Below are 24,995 nucleotides of genomic sequence, written 5' to 3' on the forward strand. Positions count from 1 at the left end.
CCCCACATCCGCCGGACCCCGTATTCAGCCCCCATCAACTCCGCTTCGAAAGGACCATCATGAAATACCTCATCGCCTCCGACATTCACGGCTCGGCATACTGGACAGAGCGCCTGTGCGCCGCCATCGAATCCGAGCAGCCTGACCGCATCGTGCTGCTAGGTGACCTGCTCTACCACGGCCCGCGCAACGACCTGCCGCGCGATTACGCCCCCAAGCGCGTCATTCCGCTGCTCAACGCCCTGTCCGACCGCATCATCGCGGTACGTGGTAACTGCGACGCCGAGGTCGACCAAATGGTCCTCGACTTTCCCGTCATGGCCGACTACGCCACGCTGTTCGATGAGGCCGGCCGCGAGCTGTTCCTGACGCACGGCCACGTCTTTGGCGCCGGCATGCACAACAGCGTCGACCACGCGCCCGCGCTGCCCGAAGGCTCCGCGCTCGTCTACGGCCACACGCATATCAAGGTTAACGAGGCAAGCGAGGCGCACCCGGGCCTGTGGCTCTTCAACCCCGGCAGCGTGAGCATCCCCAAGGACGGCACACACAGCTACGGCATCTACGAGGGCGGCGCGTTCCGCCACGTGATCCTGGAGGAGGACTAACCATGGCGCAGCACATGGCTCAGCAAAATGCCGAGGGCTCGCGCGATCTGTCCACGCTGGTCGACGCATCGGCCGAGCTGCAGCATCTGGTGCAGACCATCTGGCGCCTACGCCAGCCCGACGGCTGTCCGTGGGACCGCGAGCAGACACACCGCAGCATTGGTAAGAACATGATCGAGGAGGCCTATGAGGCGCTCGACTGCATCGAGACCGACGACGCGGCACACCTTCGCGAGGAGCTAGGCGACGTACTCATGCAGGTAGTGCTGCATGCGCAGATTGCGGCGGATGCCGGCGAGTTTACGCTGGCCGACGTGGCGCGCGATATCGACGCCAAGCTCATTCGCCGCCACCCGCACGTGTTTGGCGATGCGGATGCCGACAACCCCGACGAGGTGCTCAAGATTTGGGACGAGGTCAAGCTTGCCGAGAAGGCTGCCAAGGACAAGGCTGTGGCGGCGGGCGAGGCTGCACCCGAAGGCCTGCTCGACGGCGTGCCCACGCACCTGCCGGCGCTGATGCAAGCTCAGAAGGTGTCGCGCAAGGCGGCGGCCGTGGGCTTTGAGTGGGAGACGGTCCAGGATGTGTGGGACGAGGTCGCCGAGGAGCGTGCCGAGTTTGAGGCCGAGGCGCCCGGCTCGCCCGAGCGCGAGATGGAATTTGGCGACCTGCTCTTTGCCCTAGTCAACGTTGCGCGCAAAGAGGGGATTGACGCCGAGAGCGCCCTGCGCGCGAGCACGGCCAAGTTCCGCCGTCGCTGGGCTGCGATGGAGCAGATGGCGGCCGGTGCTCACGTGGATCTTGCCGAGCTTTCGACCCACGGCCTCAACGACCTGTGGGATGCCGCAAAGGCGGAGGAGTAAGACTGCGGGAACGACGGGCTGACACGCCTCATCGTTCCCGCTAAATTTTTCGAAAATCAAGTGTATCTCTCGGCTAACTTAGGGCATAATGCAAAAAGTGCGACATGGCTAACTTACGGAGACGCACCGACGGTGCACGTCAGCCGGTCGCTTGCATCCACTACGTTTCCAAGTGAGAGGGAGACAACATGAGCGATATTTTGGACGTCTACGGTCGCGAGGTGCTTGACAGCCGCGGCAATCCCACCGTCGAGGTCGAGGTCGTGCTCGAGGACGGCAGCTTTGGCCGCGCAATGGTGCCTTCGGGTGCTTCGACCGGCGCCTTTGAGGCCTGCGAACTGCGCGATGGCGACAAGGGCCGCTACCTGGGCAAGGGCGTCTCTCAGGCCGTCGAGCACGTCAATAACGAGTGCGCCAACGCCGTCGTGGGCCTCGACGCCTTCGACCAGCGCGCCGTCGATGCCGCGCTGATTGCCGCGGACGGTACCCCCAACAAGACCAAGCTCGGTGCCAACGCCATCCTGGGCGTGTCGCTGGCCGTCGCCCGCGCCGCTGCCGAGTCGGCGGGTCTTTCGCTGTACCAGTACCTGGGCGGCGTCAACGCCCATCTGCTGCCCACGCCCATGATGAACATCCTAAACGGCGGCGTGCATGCCGACAATAACGTCGACTTCCAGGAGTTCATGATCATGCCAGTGGGCGCCCCGAGCTTTGCCGAGGGCCTGCGTTGGTGTGCCGAGGTCTACCACACCCTCAAGGGCGTGCTGCACGAGGCCGGCCTGGGCGGCGGCGTGGGCGACGAGGGCGGCTTTGCGCCCAACCTCAAGACCAATGCCGAGCCGTTCGAGTACATTACCAAGGCCGTCGAGAAGGCTGGCTTTAAGCCCGGCGTCGACTTCATGTACGCCATGGACCCGGCCTCGACCGAGTTCTACAACGCCGAGACCGGCATGTACGAGCTCAAGGGTGAGGGCGTGGAGTACACGAGTGCTCAGATGGTTGATTACTGGGAGAAGCTCGTCGACACCTATCCCATCATCTCCATCGAGGACGGCATGGCTGAGGAGGACTGGGACGGTTGGGTTGAGCTCACCCAGCGCATTGGCAACAAGGTGCAGCTGGTGGGCGACGACCTGTTCGTCACCAACACCGAGCGCCTCAAGAAGGGCATCGAGCTGGGTGCCGCCAACGCGATCCTGGTCAAGGTCAACCAGATCGGCACGCTCACCGAGTCGCTGGAGGCCATCGAAACCGCCAAGGAGGCCGGCTACGCTTGCATTGTGAGCCACCGTTCTGGCGAGACCGAGGACTCCACGATCGCCGACCTGGTCGTGGGCGTCAACGCCGGCCAGATCAAGTCGGGCGCCCCGTGCCGCAGTGACCGTATCGCCAAGTACAACCAGCTCATCCGCATCGAGGACGAGCTCGAGGGCAGCGCGCGCTACGCCGGCAAGGCCGCGTTCTACAACATTCGCTAAACGGGCGAATTTGGCGAGGAGGAGGCTGACTCGGTTCCGCCCCGCCTTGGCTGGACGCCGCAAAGCGCTGTGGGCGCTGGGCCATATGGCTCAGCGCCTTTTTTATGTCGAGCAAAGGCTGGCGAAGGCGGTGCGGGCGCTCGTGCTATAACTAAAGGACTTAGCGCAAACAAACCTCAACCGCACAAGGCGCACATGGATCAGATTTACGACAACAGGTACTATTCCGCCGGTTCGCGCGAGCCGTCGCTTCACCGTGCGCGCACGGTGCAGCTCGGTGGGTCCGCCTACGCCGGCGTCGGCCGCCCCGCGCAGCGCCCGACAAGTACCTCGCGCCCCAATGCCCAATCAAATACTTTGGCAGATGGATCAGTGCGCCCGGCACGTTCGTCGCATGCATCGCGTCCCTCGACTCAGACACACGACAAATCGAGCAGACCCTCGAGCCGTCTTTCGGGCTCGGACTTTATGCATTACGCCAACGACAACGCGGTGGTCAAGGCGATCTATGACTTTACGCATGGCTCTCTGCGTCCGCTGTTTATCGGCATTGTCGTGGCGCTGGTGCTCGTGAGCCTGTATTTCCCCGTGCGCGACTTGTACGTGGCAAAACGCTCGAGCGATATCTTGGCCAAGCAGGTTGAGATTCGCCAGCAATACAATGATGAGCTGCGAAAAAGCGTCGACAAACTGCTCTCGGAGGAGGGTATCAAGGACGCGGCGTCCGAGGACCTGGGCCTGGTGATGCCCGGCGAGAAGAAGATTGACGTGCTAGGCTTGGACGACGATTCGGACTCGTCGTCGAGCAAAAAGTCCTCAAACGCCAAGAAGGCCAGCGAAGTTGCCAAGGAAATCGAAGAAGTCGGCAAGGACGCGCCGTGGTACATCCAGGCGCTCGACATGCTGTTTGGGTTTAACGGCGTCGAGGGCCAGACGGTCGTGTCCGACGGCAAATAGCGCCCGGAGGGGAGCCCGCAATGACAAATTGCAAACGCTATAAGGTAGCCGCGATCGACCTGGGAACGGTGTCGTCGCGACTGGTGTTGGCGCAGGTCGAGGCCGGGGCGATCGTGGAATCGTCCAAGCATACCGAGATTACCGACCTGGGCGAGGGCGTGGACGCGACGGGCCGCTTTTGCGAGGCGGCCGTTGAGCGTGTGCTCGATGCGTGTCGTATGTTTGTGGATGAGGCGCGTGCCTTTGGGGCCGCGTGCATCTGCACCACGTGCACGAGTGCCGCGCGCGATGCGTCCAATGCCGCGCTGCTGCTGGACGGCCTGCGCGAGTTGGGGCTCAAACCACAGGTAATTCCGGGCGAGGTCGAGGCGCGCCTGACATTTTTTGGCGTGGCGCACGACTTTGCCGGCGAGCGCATCATCGTCGCGGATTCGGGCGGTGGCTCCACGGAGCTCGCGACGGGCGTATACGCTCCGGAGCGCAGCGTCTTTGCGCTGGAGGGAACGCGCTCGCTGGACATCGGTTGCCGTCGCGTGACGGAGCGCTTTTTCTCCGCGTTGCCGCCCGCGGATGGCGAGCTTGCTGCCGCTGCCGCGTGGGCAGGCGAGCAGTTCGCCGCCTATTTTGAGGGCCTGCCTGTCGACTTTGAGCGCGCCGAACGCTTAGTCGCGGTGGGCGGCACGGTGACTACGCTGGTGGCTCTGGTCCACGAGCTGGAACCGTACGATTCGAGCTTTGTGCACCTACGCGAGCTGTCGCTGGAGCAGGTCTCGGCCGCTATCGAGCGCATGTCTGTGTTGGACGCGGAAGGCATCGCCGCGCTACCGGGTGTACAGCCCAAACGCGCGGGCGTGATCTTGGCTGGTGCCGTGGTGATTCGCGAGCTTATGCGAGCCGGCGGCTACGACACGCTCACCGTAAGCGAGAACAGCCTGCTCGCTGGCATGGCCACCACCATCAACGAGACCCTCGACGGCGAGCTACCCACCATCGGCTGGACCCCGAGCCTCAGCGCCCTCTAACTATTCCACCGCAACTTAGAGTCCCGCCGGCGTGAAAAAGAAACGGGCTCGCATCCCTGGGGGACACGGGCCCGTAAACAATACGTGGTAGGGGCGGTGGGACTCGAACCCACAATCCTTGCGGCGAGGGATTTTAAGTCCCCTGCGTATGCCAATTCCGCCACGCCCCCGTGAGACTTGAAGTCTAGCACAAGCCGTCCGTTACGCGTTGACGGCCATCGAGTGTTGGCCCGACTTCTCCAGGAACTCTTGGAACTTTGCCTCGTCGCCCTTGTTTTGATACTGCAGGGCCAGCAGGTACTCCAAGCGGCAGCGCTTGACCGGGTCGTCGCCGACGTCCTCGAGCATGCGCTCCAGCTCGGGAATGTCGTTGTGGCGCTTGAGGATCATCGTGTCGTACATCAGCTGGCATTCGTGTGCGACCGCTTCGGCCTGACCGCCCTCAAAGCCCTTGATCTCGTGAAGAAGCTCCTTGGACTTTTTGCGGTCCTCTTGGCCAACATAGTAGTTAAAGGCTTTGATCACCAGGTCGACGCGCTGCATCTTGGGGAGGTTGAGCCCCAGCAGCAGGTCGAACATCTCGCTGGCACGCTCGTGGTCCTCGCGCAGCAGATAGGAGTTCAGGCGCAGGTAGTCGCGGTTGTAGCGTGGGTACAGCATGCTGGTGAGTTTGCCGTCGAGCAAACGATCGAACTCGTCCCACTGCTTGGCAGCCATAAGCTGCTGCAGGCGCTTAAACGTGGTGCGTTTTTTGACGCTAAAGAATACCGACACGGCGATGCAAATAATGACGACGGCGGTCCAGAGGGTGCGGGAATCGGGCATATTGGGGTCCTTAGTCGCTCATAAAGCGAGCGGTATGACAACACGTACTAGATGTATTATACGCAGCGCGCAAGCAAACTAGCATAAAAGCTCATCGAGGCTGAGTGCCATCGCTCGCTGCGGTACACTTACCTAAAGTAAACCATGAAGGGAGACATTACCTATGAAGAAGATCGTTTTGGCTTGCGGTGCTGGCGCTGCTACTTCCACGCTCGTTGCCCAGAAGGTCGCTACCCTGCTCGACGCCAACGGTTATGCCGACAAGTACGAGATCGTGCAGTGCGCCATCTCCGAGGCCAAGGATTACTGCGACGAGGGCGCTGACCTGCTGATCGCCACCACTGTTGCCCCCGAGGGCCTCACCTGCCCGTACGTGAGTGGCGTGCCCTTCATGACCGGCATGAACCGCGTTGCCGCCGAGAAGGCCGTTCTCGACGTCATGGCTCAGTAGGCGCTGACTGCATGAGTGAGCAGAACGCCAACCCGGTAGAGCTCTTTGGTATGCGCGTTGCCCATGTGGGCATTAACGCCACCGACCCGGCAGACGCCCTGGAGATCGCGGAGCTGTTCTCGACGATGATGGGCCTGCCCGTCATCGAGACCCCGGTTTCGTACTTCAACGATTCGCTGGTCGAGATCATGAAGCAGAACGGTCGTGGCACCAAGGGCCACATCGGCTTTGCCGTTAACGACATCGATGCAGCTGAGAAGTGGTTTGCCGAGCGCGGGCTCGAGGTCAACGAAGAGTCGCGCGCGCTGCTGCCCGACGGTGGTACCAAGCTCGTGTACTTTAAGCGCGAGTTCGCCGGTTTCGCCGTGCACCTGTGCCGCGAGTAGCGCACAAGCTGCCATAGCTGGCAAAAAGGGATAGGGCCGCGTGGCCCTATCCCTTTATTTATGCCGAGGGGCTTCCTACCGCGGCAGGCGAATCGTAAAGCGGCTGCCGACGCCCTCGACTGAGGTCACGCCAATGACGCCGCCATGGCTATCGACGATCCACTTGGCAATGGCAAGCCCCAGGCCCGAACCCTGTGCACCGACATCGCGCGCGTTGCCGGCACGGTAGAACCGCTCGAACGCGTGAGCTGCGGATTCCTGGTTCATGCCGATACCCTCGTCCTCAACACTTATGTCGATCGTGCCCATGCCCGCATCGGGTGTTATGTCAAATGTGACGGTCGTTCCCGCACCCGAGTACTTGGCGGCGTTTTGCACGATCACGCGCAGAGCCTGCTTTACGAGTGCCACGTCGACGGGCGCGTCGCAGCGCGGGTCGCTGACAAGCGCGGTGTCGTACGCCAGCCGATATGTGTGCCCGGCATCGATCATCTGCGATTCCTCGCATACCTCGCCGACCAGTGCCGCCAGGTTAGTGTTCGCGCGCCGTAGCACGGTGCGGCCGGCATCGCCGCGCGCCAAAAACAGCAGCTGCTCCACGAGCTCCTGCATATGCTCGCTTTCGGCCTTGAGCGAAGCGATGGACTCTGCCAGCACGTCTGGGTCGTCTTTGCCCCAGCGGTCGAGCATGTTTACGTAGCCCTGAATCACCGCGATGGGCGTGCGCAGTTCGTGACTCGCGTCGTTGACAAAGCGCATCTGCTGCAGCTTGGCCTCTTGCATCTGACGCAGCAGGCGGTTGAGCGCGACCTCGATGCTCGCCAGGTCGGCGTCGCCGGTGGTGACGCTCGGCGAGTCGACGCTTGCGCGCTCGATGGCCTGCTCCAGCGTTTCCATCTTGCCGCCGGAGAGCTGCATACGGCCGAGCTCGTCCACGCGTAAGGCCAGGTCGTTGAGTGGTGCCATGGTACGGCGCACGCGGCGGGCGCCGCCGAGCATGTTGAGCACGCTGATGACCTGCCAACCTACAACAACGATATAGAGGGGCCACAGCGCGGCGAGGTCCTGCGCGAGGGGGAAGGTCTTGGTGGTACGCGCAAGCTCGACGGTATAGGTGAGCGTTGTCAGGTCCCAGCCGCGCGCGGGCGTCAGCGACATGCCGCGAACGGTGGCGCTGGGGATCCATCCCGCGGTAAACGCGCCGTCGGGCAGCGTCTGGTTGTATCCATAGACGAGAATCGCCGCCGCAATCACCACCAGCAACAGATCGAGCCAGACGTAGCTCACCAAGCGGCGCCACATGTAGCTCCAGTTGATGGCGCGGGCGATGGAGGTGACGCGCTTGGTCTCGGCGTTACGCGCGACAGACATAGCCCACCCCGCGCACAGTTTGGATGATGCGGGCACCGCCGGCGTCTTCGATCTTGGCGCGCAGGTGCGCGATGTGTACGTCGACGTTGTTGGTGTCGCCCATGTATTCGTAGCCCAGCGCTTCGTGCGCGATGCGTTCGCGCGTGAGCACGGTCTCGGCATGCGCCATAAGCAGGGCGAGGACATCGAACTCGCGGGCCGTGAGCGCAATGGGCGAGCCGCCGACCGTGACTTCGCGGCGGTCGGGATCGAGCGCGACCGAGCCCACGACGAGCGCGGCGGGGGAGGGCGAGGCGGATGCCTGGGCCGAGCCGCCGGCCAGGGGCATCGCAACGGTACCGGCGCCCGCGCCGCCCACTACGTTCGCCCCGGCACCGACGCCGCCAACGCCCGAAGCCGCCCGCACGGCCTCCGAGCGCTTCAGCGCCACGCGGATCCGTGCGAACAGCTCCTCGATCGCAAACGGCTTGGTCAGATAGTCATCGGCACCGGCGTCAAGCCCGGACACCTTGTCCATCACGGCATCGCGCGCGGTGACCATAATCACCGGCACATCCTTGTGCTTGCGGACGCGCCGCAGCACCTCCATGCCGTTGAGCTGCGGCAGCAGTACATCGAGCAGAATCAGATCGTAGTCGCGCTCAAGCGCCAGGTCCACGGCGGTGCGGCCGTCGGCGGCGTGTTCCACCTGGTAGCCCTCGTGCTCCAGCTCGAGCGTCACAAAGCGGGCGATTTTCTCCTCGTCCTCTACGATCAGGATCCGTGCCATGCGTGCCCCCGTCTGCGATTACTTGTCGTCGTTCAGATTTTGCTTGATGTCGTCCGCGGCATCGGCGGCGTGATTCATAAGGTTGTTGATGCTGCCGGGCACGTCGCCGTCGCTGTCGATGCGGTAGCGCATGCCAAAGAACAGGCCAATCAGCATCAGCCAAATCGTAGCGCCCCAGGCAAACAGGGCGATGATGGGGATCAGGATGGGGATGTTGAGGATGATCGCATCGCGGCGCGTGGCGATAAACTTGGTGTCCAGGCTCAGGCGGAAGAGCTTTTTGAGGTACTCCCATACGCTGTCCATCTTCTTGGAGAAGTCGGTCTTTTCGCTCGACTTCTCGTAGGCGGCCTGCGCGGCGACCATCTCGGCTGAGGGCTCATCGACTGGCGCGGACTCGGTGGCGGCGTGCGCCGACGTGGTCTGCGTCTTGCCCTGCGACTCGAGCCAAATGATGGCGTCCAGAACGTTGCCGTCGGCGGCGTCGAGCGCGGCCTTGGCATCGGTGTAGCTCACGTTGCACTTGGTGCGGATGGTTTCAACTTTTTCGAGGTCGTCCATGACCTGTCCTTTCGTTCGATGGGCGCGACGTCAGGCGATCTGCCCGGGCGCGAGCGTTGCGTTCGGCGGCCTGCGTTGCGCGGCGCCGCCCCGCCCTTGGTCGAACTCTATGGTGCAGGTTATAGATTAAGCGATTCTTGAGCCAAGATTAATGTTGGATGAGTTTTTGGGTGGCGGTGGGAAAAGTATTAGACCTCGATAGCGGGGGATGTGGTGCCGGTAGTAAAGCGGTGTCAAGGGTTGGTCGAGCGGGCGGTTTTTAGGCGACTGGGACATGGCGGGCGGTCGATCACCTATACTGGTTGGGCCCAACTGGAGAGGTGATAACTAGTTATGAAATCAATCAATGTTGCAGCGGCAATTATTCAGAAGGATGGGAAAATCCTGAGCTGCCAGCGTGGCTACGGCGAGTTTAAAGACGGCTGGGAGTTTCCGGGCGGCAAGCTCGAGCCGGGCGAGACCGGCGAGCAGGCAATCGTGCGCGAGATTCAAGAAGAGCTCGAGGTCACGATCGGTAACCTCGACTATCTTTGCACGGTCGAACACGATTACGAGACGTTCCACCTGTCGATGCAGTGCTACCTAGCTACCATCCTTTCGGGGGAGTTCAAAGAGCACGCTCACGAGGACATGAAGTGGCTCGATACCAACAACCTGTGGGATGTCGATTGGCTTCCGGCGGACGTTAAAGTCGTTAGGGAGCTCGAAAAGAAACTCGGACTTAACGGACTTAAGTAAGAAAGGAGCGGGCGCCACATGGTGCCTCGCTCCTTTTTGTTACTCGGCTTCACTAAGATCGCTGAGCATAAACTCGTAAATGTCCTGACGCACGGGCGCATTGAGCTCATATTCGATTTCGACGGCGTTGTCGCCGCTCTTAGTTTTAATAGCTTCGAACTCGCCGGTCGGATGCATTTCGCCTAAGAAATAGAACTCCCTACCGCCCTTATCGTCCTTGTTCTTACGCATAAACAAATACGTCTTCAGGCCGTTTCCTGGCCATGTCTGCAGTCGCTGAATTTCGGGGGAGTTGAGCGTGCGGTTGTTCTTGGAGATTGCAACTAGCTTACTCGGCGAAACAAAGCGGTCTTCATACTGAATGGACTCGCTAATGTCGGGTGCCTTGTCATAGTTAATAAACACGGGGAATGTATTGGTCTTCTCGTCGTAGAAGTAGCCGCCAAGATTTTGGCCGTTGATGTTCTTTTCCCAGTTCATCAAACGGCAAACCTCTTCGTACGTGTACTTGGCGTTGAGAACGAAATTTGTGTTTTCGTACGTCTCGGCATAGTCGAGTCGGTTGCGCGCAATACCAAAATCCAGCACCTCGAGAATCTGACGCTTGAACTCTGCGTTGCGCAGGGCGGTCGCAAACGCTTCGGTCAGACGAGGTCCGGCTCCATCGTCAATAAGCAGGGAAACGAAATCCTTAGGAGTGGTAAAGTCGCCCTTAAGGACTGCGATTGCCGACCTAACGGCGCTGTCCTTAAGCTGTGCGCGGTAGTTCCTAAGCGCAGCCTCGCGCATATGCCGGTAGCCCTCGTGTCCGGCTTCGACGAGCGTTTGAAGCAAATAGAGGTCTTCAAATCGCTTGCCCGCGGCGAGCTTTTGAGAAATAAATTTGAGAATCTTGGTTTGATCAGAGGAAAAATGGACTGTGTAGCCCGGCTCGTATTTGGAAAGAAATGCGTGGTAGGACCCCAGGCCGCTGTTCTTGAAGATAAGCAGCGGATCGATGGAGCCATTACGATCAAATTCGAGCAGCGATGGAATCTTGCCGAGTTTCTGACGCAAGTCGAGATATTCGTTCTTCAAAAATCTGACGGAGGTAAAGTCGCCGCCGTCGATGGCCTTATAGATGCGAGCTTCGGAAATACGATCGAAGCTTACCGTTGAGCATCCGGGGATCGCCGAATCGCTCTCTTGGACGAGACGACGCAGACGGTCTTTGTTGTACGTCTTGTCACCCGAAAGCGCGATGGGCACCAAGAAGTTGCTCTGGTAATTGCCAATAAAGTCGAGTACCAGTGCGTATTCCTTGCCATCATTCAGGCGCAAACCTCGTCCGAGCTGCTGAACAAAGATGATTGCGGAGTCGGTGCGTCGAAGCATGATGATCTGATTGAGCGAGGGGATGTCGACGCCCTCGTTCATGATATCGACCGAGAAAATGTACTCGAGCTCGCCGGCTTCAAGTTGGCTGATCGCGGCATCGCGGACTTCATCGGAATCTTGACCGCTAATCGCAGCCGTTCGATATCCGAGAACGTTGAATTTGCGCGACAGTTCTTCGGCCTCGGCGTTTCGATTGCAGAAAATTAAGCCCCTGCGGTCGTTTTTGGCGACGCTATATTCTTCGATCTTCTCGGTGATGTGACGCACGCGTTCATCGGACGTCAAACGCCCGAACAGAGCGGTATCTTCGACCGTCTCATCGTCAATCTCCAGATCGTGAATGCCAAAATAATGGAAGGGGGCTACCATCTCTTCGGCCAAAGCGTCCTGCAGCGTGATCTGGAACGCGATGACGTGATTGAAAAGGGCAAAGACGTCGTAGCCGTCGGTGCGATTAGGCGTAGCGGTCATGCCAAGATAAAACCGAGGCGTAAAGTGCGACATGATGGATTGGTAGCTCTGAGATCCCGTGCGGTGGGCCTCGTCGATGACGATGTAGTCGAACTCATCGGGACGGAAATCGCTCAGATGTTTGGCGACCGAAGAACACATGGCAAACACGCAGGTGGCATTGCTTATATTCTTGCCAGTTTGATAGGTGTCGAACGTATAGGTACTACCTAAGAGCCGTTCATAGCTTACACGGGAGGCGTCTATAATGCGTCGGCGGTGCGCAAGAAAGAGGATGCGCCGGGGTTTAGTTGCGAGCACGTCGAATGCCGAAAGGAAGGTCTTGCCAGTGCCGGTTGCCGAGACCAGCAATGCACGGGTCTCGCCCTTGCGGTGGATTACGCCGAGCGCCTCAAGGGCGCGCTGCTGCATTTTATTGGGCTTGATTTCTTCGAGGTCGTTCGTGGTTGGGCTAACAGTTGCCTGGAACGTCGGTTTCGATTTGGGCTTTGAGGGATGTGCCGATCGATATGCGGCATAGTTCTCAATCCAGTCTTGGGAAAGCAAAACGGTTGAGGTGTCGTTCCACAACGAATTGAATTCGCCCCTCAGTTCGCCGAGTAGGCGGCTGTTCTCGACAGTCTGGTACAGCACGTTCCATTCTTTATTACAGGTGAGGGCGGTCTGCGTCATGTTCGAGCTGCCGACGATGACCGTGCTGGTTTCGCCCTTATCAAAAATGTATCCCTTGGCATGCAGATTACCCTGGAATACGCGAACTTCCATGTTGTCGTATTCCAGGAGCTTGCGAAAGGCATCGGGTGAGTTGAAGTTGAGATAGGTGGACGTGAGCAGCCTGCCCTTAATGCCACGCTGCTTGAGCTCCTGGAACGCCTCGACCAGGATTTGAAGGCCGCCGTCTGCAACAAAAGCTACGCAAAAGTCAAAAGAGCTGCAGGTTGAGAGCTGCTCCTTCATAACGGATAGTAGTGTTCCGCCTGTCGCCTTCGAGTTGGCGATGAGCTTGGGTGAATCGTTCTCGCGTGCAAGCGAGTCGAATTCAATATCAATCTGCTGCTGCGTAGTCATCCCGGCCAAACCTTTCGAAAGACTATGTTGGCGCCAGGATAACAGATCGATCGTTCGTGTTTTGAGCGTATGTGATTATTAGACTATCGGCTACTCAAGTTTGTGGCTGCGGCCTTGGTGCCGTGTCTTGCTGGGCCTTTCTCTATCTATATGTATGTGTTTTCGTCTTATAGGCTGCTGGGAGAAGTCCTGCCCCCAAGATTCCGCGCATGCCATGGTTCCGTGTCGGCCATGTGGCAAGCTGCTTGTCATAGCCTCGCCGGAATCCGACTGTAAATGGCCACGGACGGATATGCAGGTTCTTGTCGCTACGTGAGAAAAACTTGCAGAATTCGCAAGTTCTTGTCATGCTGTGAGAAAAACTTGCAGATTGGGGCGGGCGATGGATAAACGGATGGTCCCTAGAGATCGATATCTCGAGAAATTGATTGCCTTTCGTGATGCGGATGTCATCAAGGTCGTAACGGGTATGCGCCGTTGTGGCAAATCGACGCTTCTGGACATGATGCGCAAACATCTGGAGGATAACGGCGTTCCGTCCGAGTGTCTTTTGACCTTTAAGATGGAGTCGTTTGAGCTGGAGGGCGTGCGTGATTGGCGAGAACTCTACCGCCACGTCGACGGCCAAATGCCTGCGGGTAAAAGGTGCTATCTCTTCTTCGACGAGCTCCAGGAGGTTGCCGGATGGGAGAAGGCGATTAACGCACTTCGTGTCGACCGGGACTGCGATATATATGTTACGGGTTCGAATGCTTTTCTCCTGTCGTCTGAGATTGCGACCTTAATCTCGGGCAGGTATGTCGAGATTCGGATGCATCCGCTCACTTTTTCGGAATATGTCGACTTTCTTGGTCCGACTGACGTCACGAATAGGCTCGCTGTTTTTGGTCGGGAGGACATTGTTGCGCTCGACGATCTTCTCGACCGTTATCTTGTGTTTGGAGGCCTGCCGTTTCTCGCTGCTTCAAAACTGCCGGAGCAGGAAATGAAGGACTATATTTGGAGCACGTACCAAACAATCGTCGGGCGCGACATTTTGGCTCGCGAGGCGCGTCGGGGTAGACGGTCGGTGACGAGCAGGAGTGTGCTCGACCGCGTCACTTCCTACTTGGCCGATAACATTTCAAACCCGACATCAATTAACAAGATTGTTGGCACGCTGGCGGAGAACGGGCTGAAATCCTCGCATGGCGTCGTGGACACTTGTGTGTCCGCCCTTGAGGAGACCTATATCTTTTCGCATGCGCGCCGATTTGATATTAAGGGTCGGGACATTTTGAAGACCGGTGGCAAGTTCTACATTGAGGATCTGGGGCTTCGAGCTTTCTTGGATGGGTATCGCGGCAGCGACAGTGGGCGTGTTCTCAAAAATGCCGTTTACAATCGCCTTGTCTATGACGGATATCAAGTCTTCACGGGTCATCTTCGAGATGCCGAAATCGACTTCGTTGCAATCGGCGACGGCTCGGATCGTAAGTTTATTCAGGTTACAGAGTCGATTGACGAGGAGGCGACGCGTAAGCGCGAGCTGCGTCCATTTGAGCTCAGATCGCTCGAGAAGATTACCGGCGGTTACGAGAAGATCATTGTCGTTCGTCAGGGGAGCCATCCGACCGACATCGACGGTATCAAAATCGTTTCTGCAGTCGATTTCTTAATGGGTAGGCTTGGGGCTTAGGGCGTTTGAAGCGCGTCTGTTTCCTATGCCTAGCGACATTGCCGCAGCTCGTGATACCGCCGGCTCCTTCCTCTCCGTCAAGCGGCACCAACTCAGCTGATCCGTTGGGGACGGAGGAAAGCGGATCATTTTCGGCGCGCCGCAGGTGATACGAATCCTGCGGCGCGCTGTTTTTTGCGCGAGGGCTTTCAGCTGTGTCCGCGTGGCGTGGGAGACTTAATTTGCCGTCTTGGTCTGTCACGGCGGCGTGAATCAAAGCAACGGCCCTCTAAGGAGTTCGATATTGATGAGTGACAACACCAAGCACCTTGCAAAGAAGTGCGTCAAGGACGCGGGGCCGTGCCTCGCGTTGTGCCTTGCCGGCGCAGCGGTCGCGCTGCTGGCTGTTCTGGGGCCATTCGACGTGCTCCGAAGTGCCGTCTTTCTACACATTTGCATGGCCCTTGCCGGCGCCATGATGACCGGCGGCGTGCTCGATCTGGTTTTTTTGGTGCTTGACCCGTTTGGATGGAAGAACGAGGGGTAGGCCCCAAAGGATGGGAGGGCTGGAACGGTTAGCTTAGTGATCGTGCAGAATGTGGGCTAGCGACTTGCAGGGAAGTGGTAATCCGATGACGGTCTATGTGACGGGCGATATTCACGGCGGCGTCGACATGCAAAAGCTGCGCGACTGGGAGCTTGGGGATAGTCTGACGGGCGACGACTATCTGATTGTCGCGGGCGACTTTGGCTTTCCGTGGGATTTCTCTGCCGAGGAGTGCGCCGATATCGCTTGGCTGGAGTCGCGCCCCTATACCGTGCTGTTCGTCGACGGCAACCACGAGCGTTTCGATCACTGGGCGGAGCGTTCCATGGAGCTGTGGCACGGTGGGCTGACGCAGCGCCTGTCGGACACCTCTCCCATACGGCGCCTGACGCGTGGCGAGGTTTTTGAGCTCGACAACTCAACGATCTTTACTATGGGCGGTGCCACGAGCGTGGACAAGGAATACCGCATTCCGTATTCCAGCTGGTGGCCACAGGAGCTGCCGGACGAGCGCAACTTTGAGGAGGCACGGACAAAGCTCGACAGCGTGGGCTGGAAGGTCGACTACGTAATCACCCACACCTGCTCTACGCACATGCTTTCGCCCACGCTCTATCCGGCGCCCGGCTGGGATTGCCCCGGCGTTGATCGACTTACGGCGTTTTTCGATGAGCTGGAAGATCGCTTGGACTACAAGCGCTGGTACTACGGCCATTTTCATCGGGATGCCAACCCGGCCGAGCGCCACACCGTGCTCTACGACTGTATCGTTCGCTTGGGTGATGAACTCCAGCCCTGGGATGTTGCGTAGCGGCAAGACGTTTGGCTACTCGGCCGTTATGGTGATGTTTTTCCGGTGCGCGTGGATAACATCCCAGCTAAAGTGCTCGACCAATTGCTCGGCGGTGCGCGGCGTGGTGTCCGGCGCGATGCCTGTTTGCCCGGCGAGCCAGCCCAGCAGTGCCTCGGATGTGCCAAAGCGAGCGCGGAGCTCGCCCAGGTCCAGATCGCGGTCGCGCTTGGAAAGGCGGCGGCCGTCCGGTGACATGAGCAGCGGAATATGTGCGTAGTGCGGAGTGGGAAGTCCCAGCAGATGCTGCAGATAGATCTGGCGCGGCGTGGAGCCAAGCAGGTCGCATCCGCGTACGATCTCGGTAACACCCATGGCGGCGTCATCGACCACCACGGCCAGCTGATAGGCAAACACGCCGTCGCTGCGGCGCACCAAAAAGTCGCCGCACTCGGTGGCGAGCGCTTCGCATTGGGCACCATACGTGCGGTCCACGAATTCGACCACATCGTCTGCGAGGTCGTCGACGGCGGGCACGCGCAGGCGCGTGGCCGGGGCGCGCAGGGCACTGCGGCGGGCGACCTCCTCGGCAGAAAGGCCTCTGCAGGCGCCACGGTAGATGGGCGTGCCGTCGCTGGCATGCGGCGCGCTTGCGGTGTGGAGCTCGGCGCGCGTGCAAAAACAGGGGTAGGTGAGGCCGGCGTCCTGCAGCTGGTGCAGGGCGTCCTCGTACAGATCCAGGCGATCGTGCTGGTAGTAGGGACCTTCGTCCCACTCCAGCCCCAACCAGGCTAGGTCGTCGATGAGCTGGGCGGCAAGTTCCGGGCGCTTACAGCGATCGTCCAGGTCCTCGATGCGCAACACAATGCTGCCGCCCTGGCTACGGGCCGAAAGCCACGCGCATAGGCAGCTGAACACGTTGCCCAGGTGCATGCGGCCCGATGGCGACGGGGCAAAGCGCCCCACGACGGGCGCGGGAGCGGAGGCGGGCGGCGTCGTTGGCGCGTCCGCGGCGGGCGTTGCTATGTTGCATGCGTTGATATCCATGCGGACGAGTATAGCGCGGGGCGCGACGAGGAGGCGTCACTGTGGTCCGCAAGTTGTCGAGGCTCCGCATTGCGCATGGCGGGTCGCAGACTCGGCGCTTTGATTCCTGCCATCAACTCGGCACCTTAGACGACAGAAACCCCGGCAGCTCTTCGCAACTGCCGGGGTTTCCGCGGAAAAGGGGGACATGATCCTCGAGCGAACGGCAAAGGGGCAAACCGTTTTCGCTCAATTGCTTTATGCCCCTCGGCTGGCGGCTCAATCAGCGTATGCCGCGCCCACACAAAGCCGCTACACCTGTGACGGAGCTGTGAAGTGGTATCTATCGTTGGCGCAGGACATGCCAAGGACTGTCCCAAACTGCCGGCAGATAAGGAACGTCCCTAAGTGCCAGACTCGGGTGGGACTTTTGTCCCATTTGACGTTCCGTTGGCCCAGATATTCGTCATGTGTGCCCGCAAACGTGGGACAATGGCGATGTTGGTTTTACAGACAAAGGATGTGCCTATGAACGCCCCCGTTGCCAATGCCTGCCGGCAGCGCCGCTTGTTTGCGCGATTCGTTTCTGCCTGCGCGCTCGTTGCGCTTGCGTTGTTGCTGCTGCCTGTCGCCGCGCACGCTGACGGCTACTCCATGATCCAAACCTATATCGGCGCCACGGTCGAGGCCGACGGATCGCTGACCGTTGTCGAGGGGCGCCAGTTTGATTTCGATGACGACATCAACGGCGTGTTTTGGGAGATTAATGCGGGCACCAACCAGCAGGGTGGCTCGGCGGGCGTCGACGTGCTGAGTGTCGAGGAAGAGGACACCGCGTTTAACAAAGTCGATAGCGCGAACAAGGGTGACTCTGACGTCTACACGGTCGAGCGGACTGGCGACGGCGTAAAGATTAAGGTATTCAGCCCTCACGAGAGCGGCGACAGCGCGACCTATTACGTGAGCTATACCATGACCGGTGCAGTCATGAACTGGGCCGATACCGCCGAGCTCTACTGGAAGTTCGTGGGTGACGGCTGGTCTGCGGATTCCGATGACGTCGAGATGGAAGTGTACTTCGCAAATGCCGCTGCCGGGACGGCGGCCGTCAAGGGCGATAACTTCCGCGCATGGGGCCACGGCCCGTTGACGGGCGACGTGTCGCTCGATGAGGACGAGCCCATGGTCACCTATACCATTCCCTGCGTGCATCAGGGCGAATTCGCCGAGGCACGCATCGCCTTCCCCAGCGACTGGGTGCCGCAGCTTGCCGCCTCGGGCGAAGAGCGCATGTCAACGATCCTGAGCGAAGAGAAGGAATGGGCCGACGAAGCTAACGCCCGCCGTGAGCACGCGCGTGCGGTTGCCGGCGCGATTGCCGTGATGTGTGTTGTTGTGGCGGTTGCCTATACCGGTGTAATCGTGATGCTCAAGCTGCGCAGGCCCAAGCCCAAGCCGCTCTTCCAGGACGAGTACTTCCGCGATGTGCCCTCCGCCGATCATCCCGCGGTGCTTGCAACTCTTATGAGCTGGAACGACGTGCCCGATCAGGCATATATCGCCACGCTGATGAAGCTGACCGACGACCGCGTGATCAAGCTGGAAGAAGCGACCGAGACCAAGAAGAAGGGTCTGCTCCGTCGCGAAAAAGAGGAGCAGACGTATCGCATCACAGTGACCGACGAGGCCTGGAAGGCTGCCAAGAAGGACGGCATCGACCGCGACGTACTCAAGGTCTTCTTCGCTGGCGTTAAGCCCGATAAGGACGGAGTCCGTTCGCGCACGTTTAGCGAGCTGGAGGAATACGCTAGCGAGCGCACCACATCTGTTGGCGACAAGCTCGAGGACTATCAGAGCACGGTTAAGGGCAAGCTGGAGGCGCGCGAGCTTATCGCCTCGGACGGCACCGTCGCCCTGGTTGCCGGCTTGGTTCTCGGCATCATCATTGTCTTTGGCATTTTGGGCTCTCTGTTCTATACCGACTTTGCGGACGCCAACGTCGGTGCCGCTATGATCTCGATCCCCGTCACGATTGTGGGCTTTGTCCTGAGCTGCACCTTCCGCCGTTACACGTCGGAGGGCGCCGAGGTGGCGGCTCGCTGCAAGGCGCTCAAGCATTGGCTCGAGGATTTTACGCGCCTGAAGGAGGCCGTCCCCAGCGATCTGATCTTGTGGAACAAGCTGCTGGTGATGGGCGTTGCCCTGGGCGTTTCGAAAGAAGTGCTGCGACAGCTGGCCGAGGCCGTGCCTGCGGATCTGCGCAACAGCGACGATTTCTACGACAACTACCCCTGCTACTGGTGGTATTACCATCACTACGGCAACGAGTCTCCGCTCGATTCGTTCAACGATGTGTATCACGAGACCATCCGCGAGCTGGCTTCGAGTTCCGATAGCTCGAGCGCCGGCAGCGGCGGCGGCTTTTCCGGTGGCGGCGGTGGCGGCGTCGGCGGAGGCGGCGGCGGAACGTTCTAACGGTCGTAAATTATGGGATGGGCTTTTCTCGACAGCCGTCGGGGGAAGCCCATCCCTTTTTATGCGCTACCTACGAAGACTGTCCCCAACGACTAGTCACTGGGGACGTTCCTAAATGACTAGGTATGGCTGCTGGGCCTAGGCTGTTAGGTCGAGTTCGTAGAGGAAGCTTTCGCGCGGCATGTCGTGACGGCGCTCTTCGCGGTTGGCGCGGTGCGTGGCCGTGCGCTTAAAGCCATGCAGCTCGTAGAACTTCCACGAGCAGTTGGAGTCGGTGTACAGGTGCGCCCTCGTCGCCCCGCGCGAGGATAGGTACGAGACTGCGGCGTCGAGCAACACCGAGCCAACGCCCAGGCCATGGACGTCGCGATCTACGGCAAGCAGCGTGACCTCGTTGTCGTGTGGCAACGGGCTGCTTTCGAGCAGGCGGTTGTTGGTTCGGATGGTTGCGCGCACAAACGAGAGATACTCGGCGCAGGCATCGGGCTCCAGCTCGCGCATTTGCGATAGCAGTGCGCGTTCGGTATCCAGCCAATGTTCCTTAACGGTGGCGCCGGAGCTCTGTCCCGCACGCGCGAGCGCAATGCCGCGCGCCTGACCGTCGATTACGGCAACTTGCGAAAACGTCGAAGACGAAAGGCAGTAGGCAAGGTCGCACGCGGCCTCGAGGCGGTTGTACTCATCGTTATCCGAATTGTCATGCCAAAGCTGCTGTAGAATCAGCGCGATGGCGTCGAAGTCTTCGGTATCAAACGGTCGGTAGAGAACCCGCGAGACCATGGTGCCTCTTTCTTTTGCGGATGCATATCGAGCACAGTTCTACCACGCTATTGGCATCTAATTATGGTGCCCCTGTGTTCCATGAACTCACCGTGCCCGGTGCCGTGCCCATCCCCTCCGCTCGCAAACTTTTTCTGCATATGCGCCCGTTGCGGGGTGCATCGATGCGCTCGATGCGCTACATTGAATCAGTATTTTCAATGCCGCTGCGCGAGCGCTGCAGATCGACGTATCACCGGCTCACAGAGCACGGCGGCGTACCAGACAGGAGGACTGCATGGGATCTGATGTGAAGATCGCACGCGCGTTGATCTCGGTTACCGATAAGACGGGCGTCGTCGATTTCGCACGGACGCTGGTCGATGACTTTGGCGTCGAGATCATCTCTACGGGCGGCACGGCTCGTGCCATCGAGGACGCGGGCGTTCCCGTAACCCCCATCGAGGAGTTCACGGGCTATCCCGAGATGATGGACGGCCGCGTTAAGACCCTGCACCCCAAGGTTCACGGCGCGCTGCTGGCCCGCCGCGATTCCGAGCAGCACATGCAGGAGGCGGCACAGCACGGCATTAAGCTGATCGACCTGGTCGTCGTCAACCTGTACGAGTTCGAGAAGACCGTCGCCAACCCCGAGGTCACCTTCGCGGATGCCATCGAGCACATCGACATCGGCGGTCCCTCCATGCTGCGCTCTGCCGCCAAGAACGCCGCGAGCGTTACCGTCATTTCCGACCCGGCCGACTATGATGCCGTCCTGGCCGAGATGCGCGAGACCGGTGGCTGCACCACGCTTTCCACCCGTCGTCGCCTGCAGGTGAAGGTCTACCAGACCACCGCCGCCTACGACACGGCTATCTCCCGTTGGCTTGCCGCCCAGGCAAGCGACGTGGCGGACACCTCTGCCAAGCTCGAGATCTCGCTGGAGAAGGTCGACGACCTGCGCTATGGCGAGAACCCGCAGCAAAAGGCCACGGTCTATCGCTTTGCCGAGGGTTGCGAGAATACCGCGAGCTCGCAGTTCCCGCTCGTGGGCTCCGAGCAGATCCAGGGCAAGCCGCTCAGCTACAACAACTATCTGGATGCCGACGCCGCTTGGAACCTGGTCCGCGAGTTCGACGAGCCGGCCTGCGTGATCCTCAAGCATCAGAACCCCTGCGGCTCCGCCGTGGCCGAGGGCATCACGGCCGCCTACGACCGCGCCTTCGCCTGCGATCCCAAGAGCGCCTTTGGCGGCATCATCGCCTGCAACCGCGAGGTTCCCTATGAGCTGGTTGAGCACTTTGCCGATCAGAACAAGCAGTTCGTCGAGGTTATCATCGCTCCGAGCTACACTGCCGAGGCGCTCGAGCGCATGGCCAAGCGCCCCAACCTGCGCGTGCTGGCCACCGGCGGCGTGGACCACGGCGCCCAGGTGGAGCTGCGCTCCGTCGACGGCGGCATGCTGGTGCAGGAAGTCGACCACGTGACCGAGGATCCCGCGACCTTCACGTTCCCCACCGACCGCAAGCCCACCGACGCCGAGATGGCCGAGCTCGAGTTTGCCTGGAAGGTCTGCAAGGGCGTTAAGTCCAACGCCATTCTGGTCTCCAAGGGTAAGGCCGGCATTGGCATGGGCCCGGGTCAGCCCAACCGCGTTGACTCTGCACTGCTTGCCTGCGAGCGCGCCGAGGACTTCTGCGAGCGCGAGGGCGTGGAGAAGGGCGGCTTTGCCTGTGCAAGCGACGCGTTCTTCCCGTTCCGCGACAACGTCGACGTGCTTGCCGCGCACGGTGTGACCTGCATCATCCAGCCCGGCGGCTCCAAGCGCGACGACGAGAGCGTCCAGGCCTGCAACGAGCATGGTATTGCGATGGTCTTTACGGGTGCCAGGCATTTTAGGCACTAGGGGCTTTCCCAAGCACCCGACCTTGCCCCTCAAACCGTCGCTTGCGTACATTTAGTACGCGGCGCTCCTCTTTCGGGGCAATCTCGGGCACTTGGAAAACCCTTAATGGGATGTTGTTCTATCCCATTAAGCTGATCGGTCGCCTGACCATATCGTCAAAATAATCTCTGCAAAAGACGGTCGCTCCGTTTGGAGGGCCGTCTTTTTGGTATAAGAGGACGGAATGACTAACACGAAAGGTATGACCATGCCCCAGATTGATGATGCCGAGCTGTTTGGCAATGCCGAGGATCAGCGTGCGTACGAGGACTTTTGCGCCAATCAGGAGGCGGTCGAGAAGTTTACGCTCGACAAACCCGCGCTTGTCTGCCGTTGGCGCATGTCCAACAAAAAGGTACCCATGCTCAACCGCCACATTCGCGCACTGTCCGAGCGCTTGGTGCAGGGCGAGCCGCTTACCCATAACATGCTCAGCTGGGCCAAGCAGCACGTTGAGTGGTCGCTTGCCGAGGGCGATTACACCGCACGCGACGGCGTGCTCATGCTGGTGATCGACGTCAACGGCAACGCCGCCATGACGGTGGGGGAGTACGAGCCGCTAACCGATACGTCGGCCAAGGCGCTACGTGCCCGCTCCGCCGAGGCCCGCTCCGAGGCCGACGAAACCGGCGTGGCGCCCGAGCTGCTCGCTGCCGTCGATAACGGCGAGCTTGCCTTTGTGGCGCCAGCGGACGAGTGCCTGTGCGGCACGGCGACGCTCATCGAGCAGCTGGCCCAGACCAAGGGCATCTCGGTCACGCGCGTAGACATTCCCGCACAGCTCAAGGGCGCCTTGTTCCTGGTGAGCGACGAGCACGGCGTGGTCCCCGCAACCGAGACGGACGCCGCCGAGGCCGACGCCGCCGAGGCCGACGCCGCCACGGTCGCCTTCTTTGCCGACGGCTACGAAAAGCTCCGCGCCCGCCGCTAAATGATTTTTCTGGGACGGGGATTAAAAACTCATTTTGGTCTCCGTTTCCGTCGCGAGCGTGAGGCGGACAAAACGCCCCCGCTTGCGAACAGTTCTGTCACCTTGGTGCCGCGCGAGGCGCGCACCTGCGGCTCCGCGGTCATAATGGGGCAAGACAACCAAGAGGGGAGCGGAATCCATGGCGCTGATCTATATCGTTGAGGACGACGAGCCCATCCGTCGCGAGCTCGCCGACATTTTGGCGCGTGCCGGTTTTGAGGTCGAGGCCTGCGAATCGTTTGAGCATGTCTCGCGCGATATTCTCGCCGCCGCACCCGACCTGGTGCTGCTCGACCTCACGCTTCCCGTCAAAGACGGCCAGCACATCTGCCATGAGGTCCGTCGCGAATCCGAGGTCCCCATCATCGTTCTCACGTCGCGCACGACCGAGATCGACGAGGTCATGGCCATGACGCTCGGCGCGGACGACTTTGTTCCCAAGCCCTACAGCGCGCGCGTGCTTGTGGCGCGCATCAACGCACTGCTGCGTCGCACCGCGGCGGCAGGCGAGCGCAGTACACTTGTCCACAAGGGGCTGGAGCTCGACCTCGCCCGCTCAATGGTCACCAACACGCAAACCGGCACTAGCACCGAGCTCACCAAAAACGAACTGCGTATCCTCTCACTGCTTCTGAGTCGCGCGGGCAAGATTGTTTCGCGCTCGGCCATCATGCAGGACCTGTGGGACTCCGACGCCTTCGTGGACGACAATACGCTCACCGTCAACATCAACCGCCTGCGCACCACGCTCGAAAAAATCGGCATCAAGGGGTATTTGACGACGCATCGCGGCCAAGGCTATTCGGTCTAGGGGCCGGCTATGTCGTTTGCCAAGTTCTTTAAAGACGCGCTGCTTCCCGTCGCCGTGTGGGCGTGCGGCGTGCTGCTGAGCTGCTTTGTGCTGACGGTCGCTGGTGCTTCGACATCTATCGTGGTCGTGGCGGTCGGCGTGTCCTTTATCTTTGGTATGCTCGGCATCGTGATCGAGTACGCGCGCCGTCGTCGTTTTCTGCGCCAGCTGGAGCGTGCGGCAGAGGAGCTCGAGAGTCCCGCATGGGTGCAGGAGATGGTGCAATGCCCGACCTATGCCGAGGGCGAGCTCGAGTACGAGGTCTTGCGCCGGGTGGGCAAAGCCGCCTGCGACGAGGTTGCCGAAGGCCGGCGTCAGACCGATGACTATCGCGACTATATCGAGAGCTGGGTCCACGAGGCTAAGCTGCCTCTGGCGGCGGCTCACCTGATTTTGGAAAACCTTGATGGCAGCGAAGACGACCTGTCGCGTGTGGATGACCTGGGCCGCGAGCTGGCTCGCGTGGAGCGCTATATCGACCAGGCGCTGTACTACGCGCGCTCGGAAGTCGTGGAGCGCGACTACCTGATTCGCCGCTGGGGTCTCAAGACCTTGGTGACGGGCGCGATTAAAGCCAACGCGCGTGAGCTCATCGCGGCGCACGTGGCGCCGGTGTGCGGGAACCTCGACTTTGAGGTCTTTACCGACGAGAAGTGGCTCGAGTTTATTCTGGGGCAGCTCATCCAGAACAGCATTAAATACGCGCGCGAGGACGGCGCGAAGATCGTGTTTTCGGGCGCGTTGCTGGACGAGGGCCTGGCGAGCGAACGCATCGAGCTCACCGTCGCGGACAACGGCTGCGGCGTGAGCGCGGCCGACCTGCCGCGCGTGTTCGAGAAGGGCTTTACCGGCGACAACGGCCGCACCACCAAGCGCGCAACGGGCATCGGCCTCTACCTGGTGGCGCGCCTGTGCTCCAAGATGGGCATTGACGTCACCGCGGCATCCGAGCCCGGCGAAGGCTTCGTCGTCACGTTTGCCTTCTCAACCAACAAGTTCCAATACTTTGAGTAGTCAGCCCGTATGGCGTA

The 24,995-nt window shown here is 60.3% G+C and carries 23 protein-coding genes and 1 tRNA gene; 16 read left to right on the forward strand and 8 right to left on the reverse strand.

Going from position 1 to position 24,995, the window contains the following annotated elements; translation table 11 throughout:
• Positions 1–59: 59 nt before the first annotated feature.
• From yfcE to ABHT90_RS05750, 5 genes are all read left to right on the forward strand, one after another.
• Positions 60–608, forward strand: coding sequence for a phosphodiesterase (yfcE, locus tag ABHT90_RS05730; RefSeq protein ID WP_346981909.1), 549 nt, complete (start codon positions 60–62; stop codon positions 606–608).
• Between the two features lie 2 nt (positions 609–610).
• Complete coding sequence (mazG, locus tag ABHT90_RS05735) at positions 611–1,471, forward strand: nucleoside triphosphate pyrophosphohydrolase (protein ID WP_346981910.1); 861 nt, start codon at positions 611–613, stop codon at positions 1,469–1,471.
• Positions 1,472–1,659: 188 nt separating this feature from the next.
• Complete coding sequence (gene eno / locus ABHT90_RS05740; RefSeq protein WP_346981911.1) at positions 1,660–2,949, forward strand: phosphopyruvate hydratase; 1,290 nt, start codon at positions 1,660–1,662, stop codon at positions 2,947–2,949.
• A gap of 195 nt (positions 2,950–3,144) precedes the next feature.
• On the forward strand, positions 3,145–3,906 hold the full coding sequence (locus ABHT90_RS05745) for an FtsB family cell division protein (RefSeq protein ID WP_346981912.1): 762 nt from the start codon (positions 3,145–3,147) through the stop codon (positions 3,904–3,906).
• Between the two features lie 20 nt (positions 3,907–3,926).
• Entirely contained in the window at positions 3,927–4,928 is a 1,002-nt protein-coding gene (locus ABHT90_RS05750; protein ID WP_346981913.1) for a Ppx/GppA phosphatase family protein, read from the forward strand.
• A gap of 85 nt (positions 4,929–5,013) precedes the next feature.
• Here ABHT90_RS05750 and ABHT90_RS05755 read toward each other — a convergent pair.
• Together ABHT90_RS05755 and ABHT90_RS05760 are read right to left on the reverse strand one after the other, a co-directional pair.
• A tRNA-Leu gene (locus ABHT90_RS05755) sits at positions 5,014–5,098 on the reverse strand.
• Positions 5,099–5,129: 31 nt separating this feature from the next.
• Complete coding sequence (locus ABHT90_RS05760) at positions 5,130–5,753, reverse strand: hypothetical protein (protein ID WP_006235902.1); 624 nt, start codon at positions 5,751–5,753, stop codon at positions 5,130–5,132.
• Positions 5,754–5,916: 163 nt separating this feature from the next.
• On the opposite strand from ABHT90_RS05760, the gene ABHT90_RS05765 reads away from it, so the two are divergent.
• Together ABHT90_RS05765 and ABHT90_RS05770 are read left to right on the forward strand one after the other, a co-directional pair.
• Complete coding sequence (locus tag ABHT90_RS05765; protein WP_006235903.1) at positions 5,917–6,204, forward strand: PTS sugar transporter subunit IIB; 288 nt, start codon at positions 5,917–5,919, stop codon at positions 6,202–6,204.
• A gap of 11 nt (positions 6,205–6,215) precedes the next feature.
• Positions 6,216–6,590 carry a VOC family protein gene (locus tag ABHT90_RS05770; protein WP_055310391.1) on the forward strand — a complete coding sequence of 125 codons (375 nt, stop codon included), beginning with the start codon at positions 6,216–6,218 and terminating at the stop codon, positions 6,588–6,590.
• A 75-nt stretch (positions 6,591–6,665) separates the two neighbouring features.
• Here ABHT90_RS05770 and ABHT90_RS05775 read toward each other — a convergent pair whose 3' ends face one another.
• The 3 genes from ABHT90_RS05775 to ABHT90_RS05785 are packed head-to-tail and all read right to left on the reverse strand — an operon-like array spanning position 6,666 to position 9,291.
• Positions 6,666–7,961: a sensor histidine kinase gene (locus ABHT90_RS05775; protein WP_346981914.1), complete on the reverse strand. Its 1,296-nt coding sequence runs from the start codon at positions 7,959–7,961 to the stop codon at positions 6,666–6,668.
• A complete protein-coding gene (locus ABHT90_RS05780) occupies positions 7,945–8,730 on the reverse strand; it encodes a response regulator transcription factor (protein ID WP_346981915.1) in 786 nt (261 codons plus the stop codon). The genes ABHT90_RS05775 and ABHT90_RS05780 overlap by 17 nt, the downstream gene beginning before the upstream one ends.
• Positions 8,731–8,748: 18 nt before the next feature.
• Positions 8,749–9,291, reverse strand: a complete 543-nt coding sequence (locus ABHT90_RS05785; protein WP_117847868.1) for a UBA domain-containing protein — start codon at positions 9,289–9,291, stop codon at positions 8,749–8,751.
• Between the two features lie 333 nt (positions 9,292–9,624).
• On the opposite strand from ABHT90_RS05785, the gene ABHT90_RS05790 reads away from it, so the two are divergent.
• Complete coding sequence (locus tag ABHT90_RS05790; RefSeq protein WP_346981916.1) at positions 9,625–10,029, forward strand: (deoxy)nucleoside triphosphate pyrophosphohydrolase; 405 nt, start codon at positions 9,625–9,627, stop codon at positions 10,027–10,029.
• 39 nt (positions 10,030–10,068) lie between these two features.
• On the opposite strand, the gene ABHT90_RS05795 is transcribed toward ABHT90_RS05790, so the two are convergent.
• Entirely contained in the window at positions 10,069–12,945 is a 2,877-nt protein-coding gene (locus tag ABHT90_RS05795) for a DEAD/DEAH box helicase (protein WP_346981917.1), read from the reverse strand.
• Positions 12,946–13,327: 382 nt separating this feature from the next.
• On the opposite strand from ABHT90_RS05795, the gene ABHT90_RS05800 reads away from it, so the two are divergent.
• The 3 genes from ABHT90_RS05800 to ABHT90_RS05810 all read left to right on the forward strand — a co-directional run bounded on the left by ABHT90_RS05800 (position 13,328) and on the right by ABHT90_RS05810 (position 15,960).
• A complete protein-coding gene (locus tag ABHT90_RS05800) occupies positions 13,328–14,623 on the forward strand; it encodes an ATP-binding protein (protein ID WP_346981918.1) in 1,296 nt (431 codons plus the stop codon).
• 286 nt (positions 14,624–14,909) lie between these two features.
• A complete protein-coding gene (locus tag ABHT90_RS05805; protein ID WP_346981919.1) occupies positions 14,910–15,149 on the forward strand; it encodes a hypothetical protein in 240 nt (79 codons plus the stop codon).
• An 85-nt stretch (positions 15,150–15,234) separates the two neighbouring features.
• A complete protein-coding gene (locus ABHT90_RS05810) occupies positions 15,235–15,960 on the forward strand; it encodes a metallophosphoesterase family protein (protein ID WP_346981920.1) in 726 nt (241 codons plus the stop codon).
• 15 nt (positions 15,961–15,975) lie between these two features.
• On the opposite strand, the gene gluQRS is transcribed toward ABHT90_RS05810, so the two are convergent.
• Complete coding sequence (gene gluQRS, locus ABHT90_RS05815; protein WP_346981921.1) at positions 15,976–16,986, reverse strand: tRNA glutamyl-Q(34) synthetase GluQRS; 1,011 nt, start codon at positions 16,984–16,986, stop codon at positions 15,976–15,978.
• 507 nt (positions 16,987–17,493) lie between these two features.
• Here gluQRS and ABHT90_RS05820 point away from each other — a divergent pair.
• The gene (locus tag ABHT90_RS05820; protein WP_346981922.1) at positions 17,494–19,440 is read left to right on the forward strand and encodes a DUF2207 family protein; all 1,947 of its coding nucleotides are present in this window, start codon (positions 17,494–17,496) and stop codon (positions 19,438–19,440) included.
• A 138-nt stretch (positions 19,441–19,578) separates the two neighbouring features.
• Here ABHT90_RS05820 and ABHT90_RS05825 read toward each other — a convergent pair whose 3' ends face one another.
• A complete protein-coding gene (locus ABHT90_RS05825; protein WP_117847875.1) occupies positions 19,579–20,220 on the reverse strand; it encodes a GNAT family N-acetyltransferase in 642 nt (213 codons plus the stop codon).
• A gap of 277 nt (positions 20,221–20,497) precedes the next feature.
• Between ABHT90_RS05825 and purH the strand changes: the two genes are divergently transcribed.
• From purH to ABHT90_RS05845, 4 genes are all read left to right on the forward strand, one after another.
• Positions 20,498–22,105, forward strand: coding sequence for a bifunctional phosphoribosylaminoimidazolecarboxamide formyltransferase/IMP cyclohydrolase (purH, locus tag ABHT90_RS05830; protein ID WP_346981923.1), 1,608 nt, complete (start codon positions 20,498–20,500; stop codon positions 22,103–22,105).
• A gap of 223 nt (positions 22,106–22,328) precedes the next feature.
• Complete coding sequence (locus ABHT90_RS05835) at positions 22,329–23,075, forward strand: hypothetical protein (RefSeq protein WP_346981924.1); 747 nt, start codon at positions 22,329–22,331, stop codon at positions 23,073–23,075.
• 178 nt (positions 23,076–23,253) lie between these two features.
• Positions 23,254–23,925 (forward strand): response regulator transcription factor, encoded by a 672-nt coding sequence (locus ABHT90_RS05840; protein WP_118066294.1) that lies wholly within the window; start codon positions 23,254–23,256, stop codon positions 23,923–23,925.
• Between the two features lie 9 nt (positions 23,926–23,934).
• A complete protein-coding gene (locus tag ABHT90_RS05845) occupies positions 23,935–24,978 on the forward strand; it encodes a sensor histidine kinase (protein ID WP_346981925.1) in 1,044 nt (347 codons plus the stop codon).
• Positions 24,979–24,995: the final 17 nt, after the last annotated feature.

The sequence above is a fragment of the Collinsella aerofaciens genome (assembly GCF_039758815.1).
In the GTDB taxonomy this organism is placed as follows: Bacteria; Actinomycetota; Coriobacteriia; order Coriobacteriales; family Coriobacteriaceae; genus Collinsella; species Collinsella aerofaciens_BP.

What these genes read in the sequence shown, in the direction of transcription:
- yfcE (WP_346981909.1), top strand. Translation starts at nt 60, where the DNA reads ATGAAATACCTCATCGCCTCCGACATTCACGGCTCGGCATACTGGACA.
- mazG (WP_346981910.1), top strand. Translation starts at nt 611, where the DNA reads ATGGCGCAGCACATGGCTCAGCAAAATGCCGAGGGCTCGCGCGATCTG.
- eno (WP_346981911.1), top strand. Translation starts at nt 1,660, where the DNA reads ATGAGCGATATTTTGGACGTCTACGGTCGCGAGGTGCTTGACAGCCGC.
- ABHT90_RS05745 (WP_346981912.1), top strand. Translation starts at nt 3,145, where the DNA reads ATGGATCAGATTTACGACAACAGGTACTATTCCGCCGGTTCGCGCGAG.
- ABHT90_RS05750 (WP_346981913.1), top strand. Translation starts at nt 3,927, where the DNA reads ATGACAAATTGCAAACGCTATAAGGTAGCCGCGATCGACCTGGGAACG.
- ABHT90_RS05760 (WP_006235902.1), bottom strand. Translation starts at nt 5,753, where the DNA reads ATGCCCGATTCCCGCACCCTCTGGACCGCCGTCGTCATTATTTGCATC.
- ABHT90_RS05765 (WP_006235903.1), top strand. Translation starts at nt 5,917, where the DNA reads ATGAAGAAGATCGTTTTGGCTTGCGGTGCTGGCGCTGCTACTTCCACG.
- ABHT90_RS05770 (WP_055310391.1), top strand. Translation starts at nt 6,216, where the DNA reads ATGAGTGAGCAGAACGCCAACCCGGTAGAGCTCTTTGGTATGCGCGTT.
- ABHT90_RS05775 (WP_346981914.1), bottom strand. Translation starts at nt 7,961, where the DNA reads ATGTCTGTCGCGCGTAACGCCGAGACCAAGCGCGTCACCTCCATCGCC.
- ABHT90_RS05780 (WP_346981915.1), bottom strand. Translation starts at nt 8,730, where the DNA reads ATGGCACGGATCCTGATCGTAGAGGACGAGGAGAAAATCGCCCGCTTT.
- ABHT90_RS05785 (WP_117847868.1), bottom strand. Translation starts at nt 9,291, where the DNA reads ATGGACGACCTCGAAAAAGTTGAAACCATCCGCACCAAGTGCAACGTG.
- ABHT90_RS05790 (WP_346981916.1), top strand. Translation starts at nt 9,625, where the DNA reads ATGAAATCAATCAATGTTGCAGCGGCAATTATTCAGAAGGATGGGAAA.
- ABHT90_RS05795 (WP_346981917.1), bottom strand. Translation starts at nt 12,945, where the DNA reads ATGACTACGCAGCAGCAGATTGATATTGAATTCGACTCGCTTGCACGC.
- ABHT90_RS05800 (WP_346981918.1), top strand. Translation starts at nt 13,328, where the DNA reads ATGGATAAACGGATGGTCCCTAGAGATCGATATCTCGAGAAATTGATT.
- ABHT90_RS05805 (WP_346981919.1), top strand. Translation starts at nt 14,910, where the DNA reads ATGAGTGACAACACCAAGCACCTTGCAAAGAAGTGCGTCAAGGACGCG.
- ABHT90_RS05810 (WP_346981920.1), top strand. Translation starts at nt 15,235, where the DNA reads ATGACGGTCTATGTGACGGGCGATATTCACGGCGGCGTCGACATGCAA.
- gluQRS (WP_346981921.1), bottom strand. Translation starts at nt 16,986, where the DNA reads ATGGATATCAACGCATGCAACATAGCAACGCCCGCCGCGGACGCGCCA.
- ABHT90_RS05820 (WP_346981922.1), top strand. Translation starts at nt 17,494, where the DNA reads ATGAACGCCCCCGTTGCCAATGCCTGCCGGCAGCGCCGCTTGTTTGCG.
- ABHT90_RS05825 (WP_117847875.1), bottom strand. Translation starts at nt 20,220, where the DNA reads ATGGTCTCGCGGGTTCTCTACCGACCGTTTGATACCGAAGACTTCGAC.
- purH (WP_346981923.1), top strand. Translation starts at nt 20,498, where the DNA reads ATGGGATCTGATGTGAAGATCGCACGCGCGTTGATCTCGGTTACCGAT.
- ABHT90_RS05835 (WP_346981924.1), top strand. Translation starts at nt 22,329, where the DNA reads ATGACTAACACGAAAGGTATGACCATGCCCCAGATTGATGATGCCGAG.
- ABHT90_RS05840 (WP_118066294.1), top strand. Translation starts at nt 23,254, where the DNA reads ATGGCGCTGATCTATATCGTTGAGGACGACGAGCCCATCCGTCGCGAG.
- ABHT90_RS05845 (WP_346981925.1), top strand. Translation starts at nt 23,935, where the DNA reads ATGTCGTTTGCCAAGTTCTTTAAAGACGCGCTGCTTCCCGTCGCCGTG.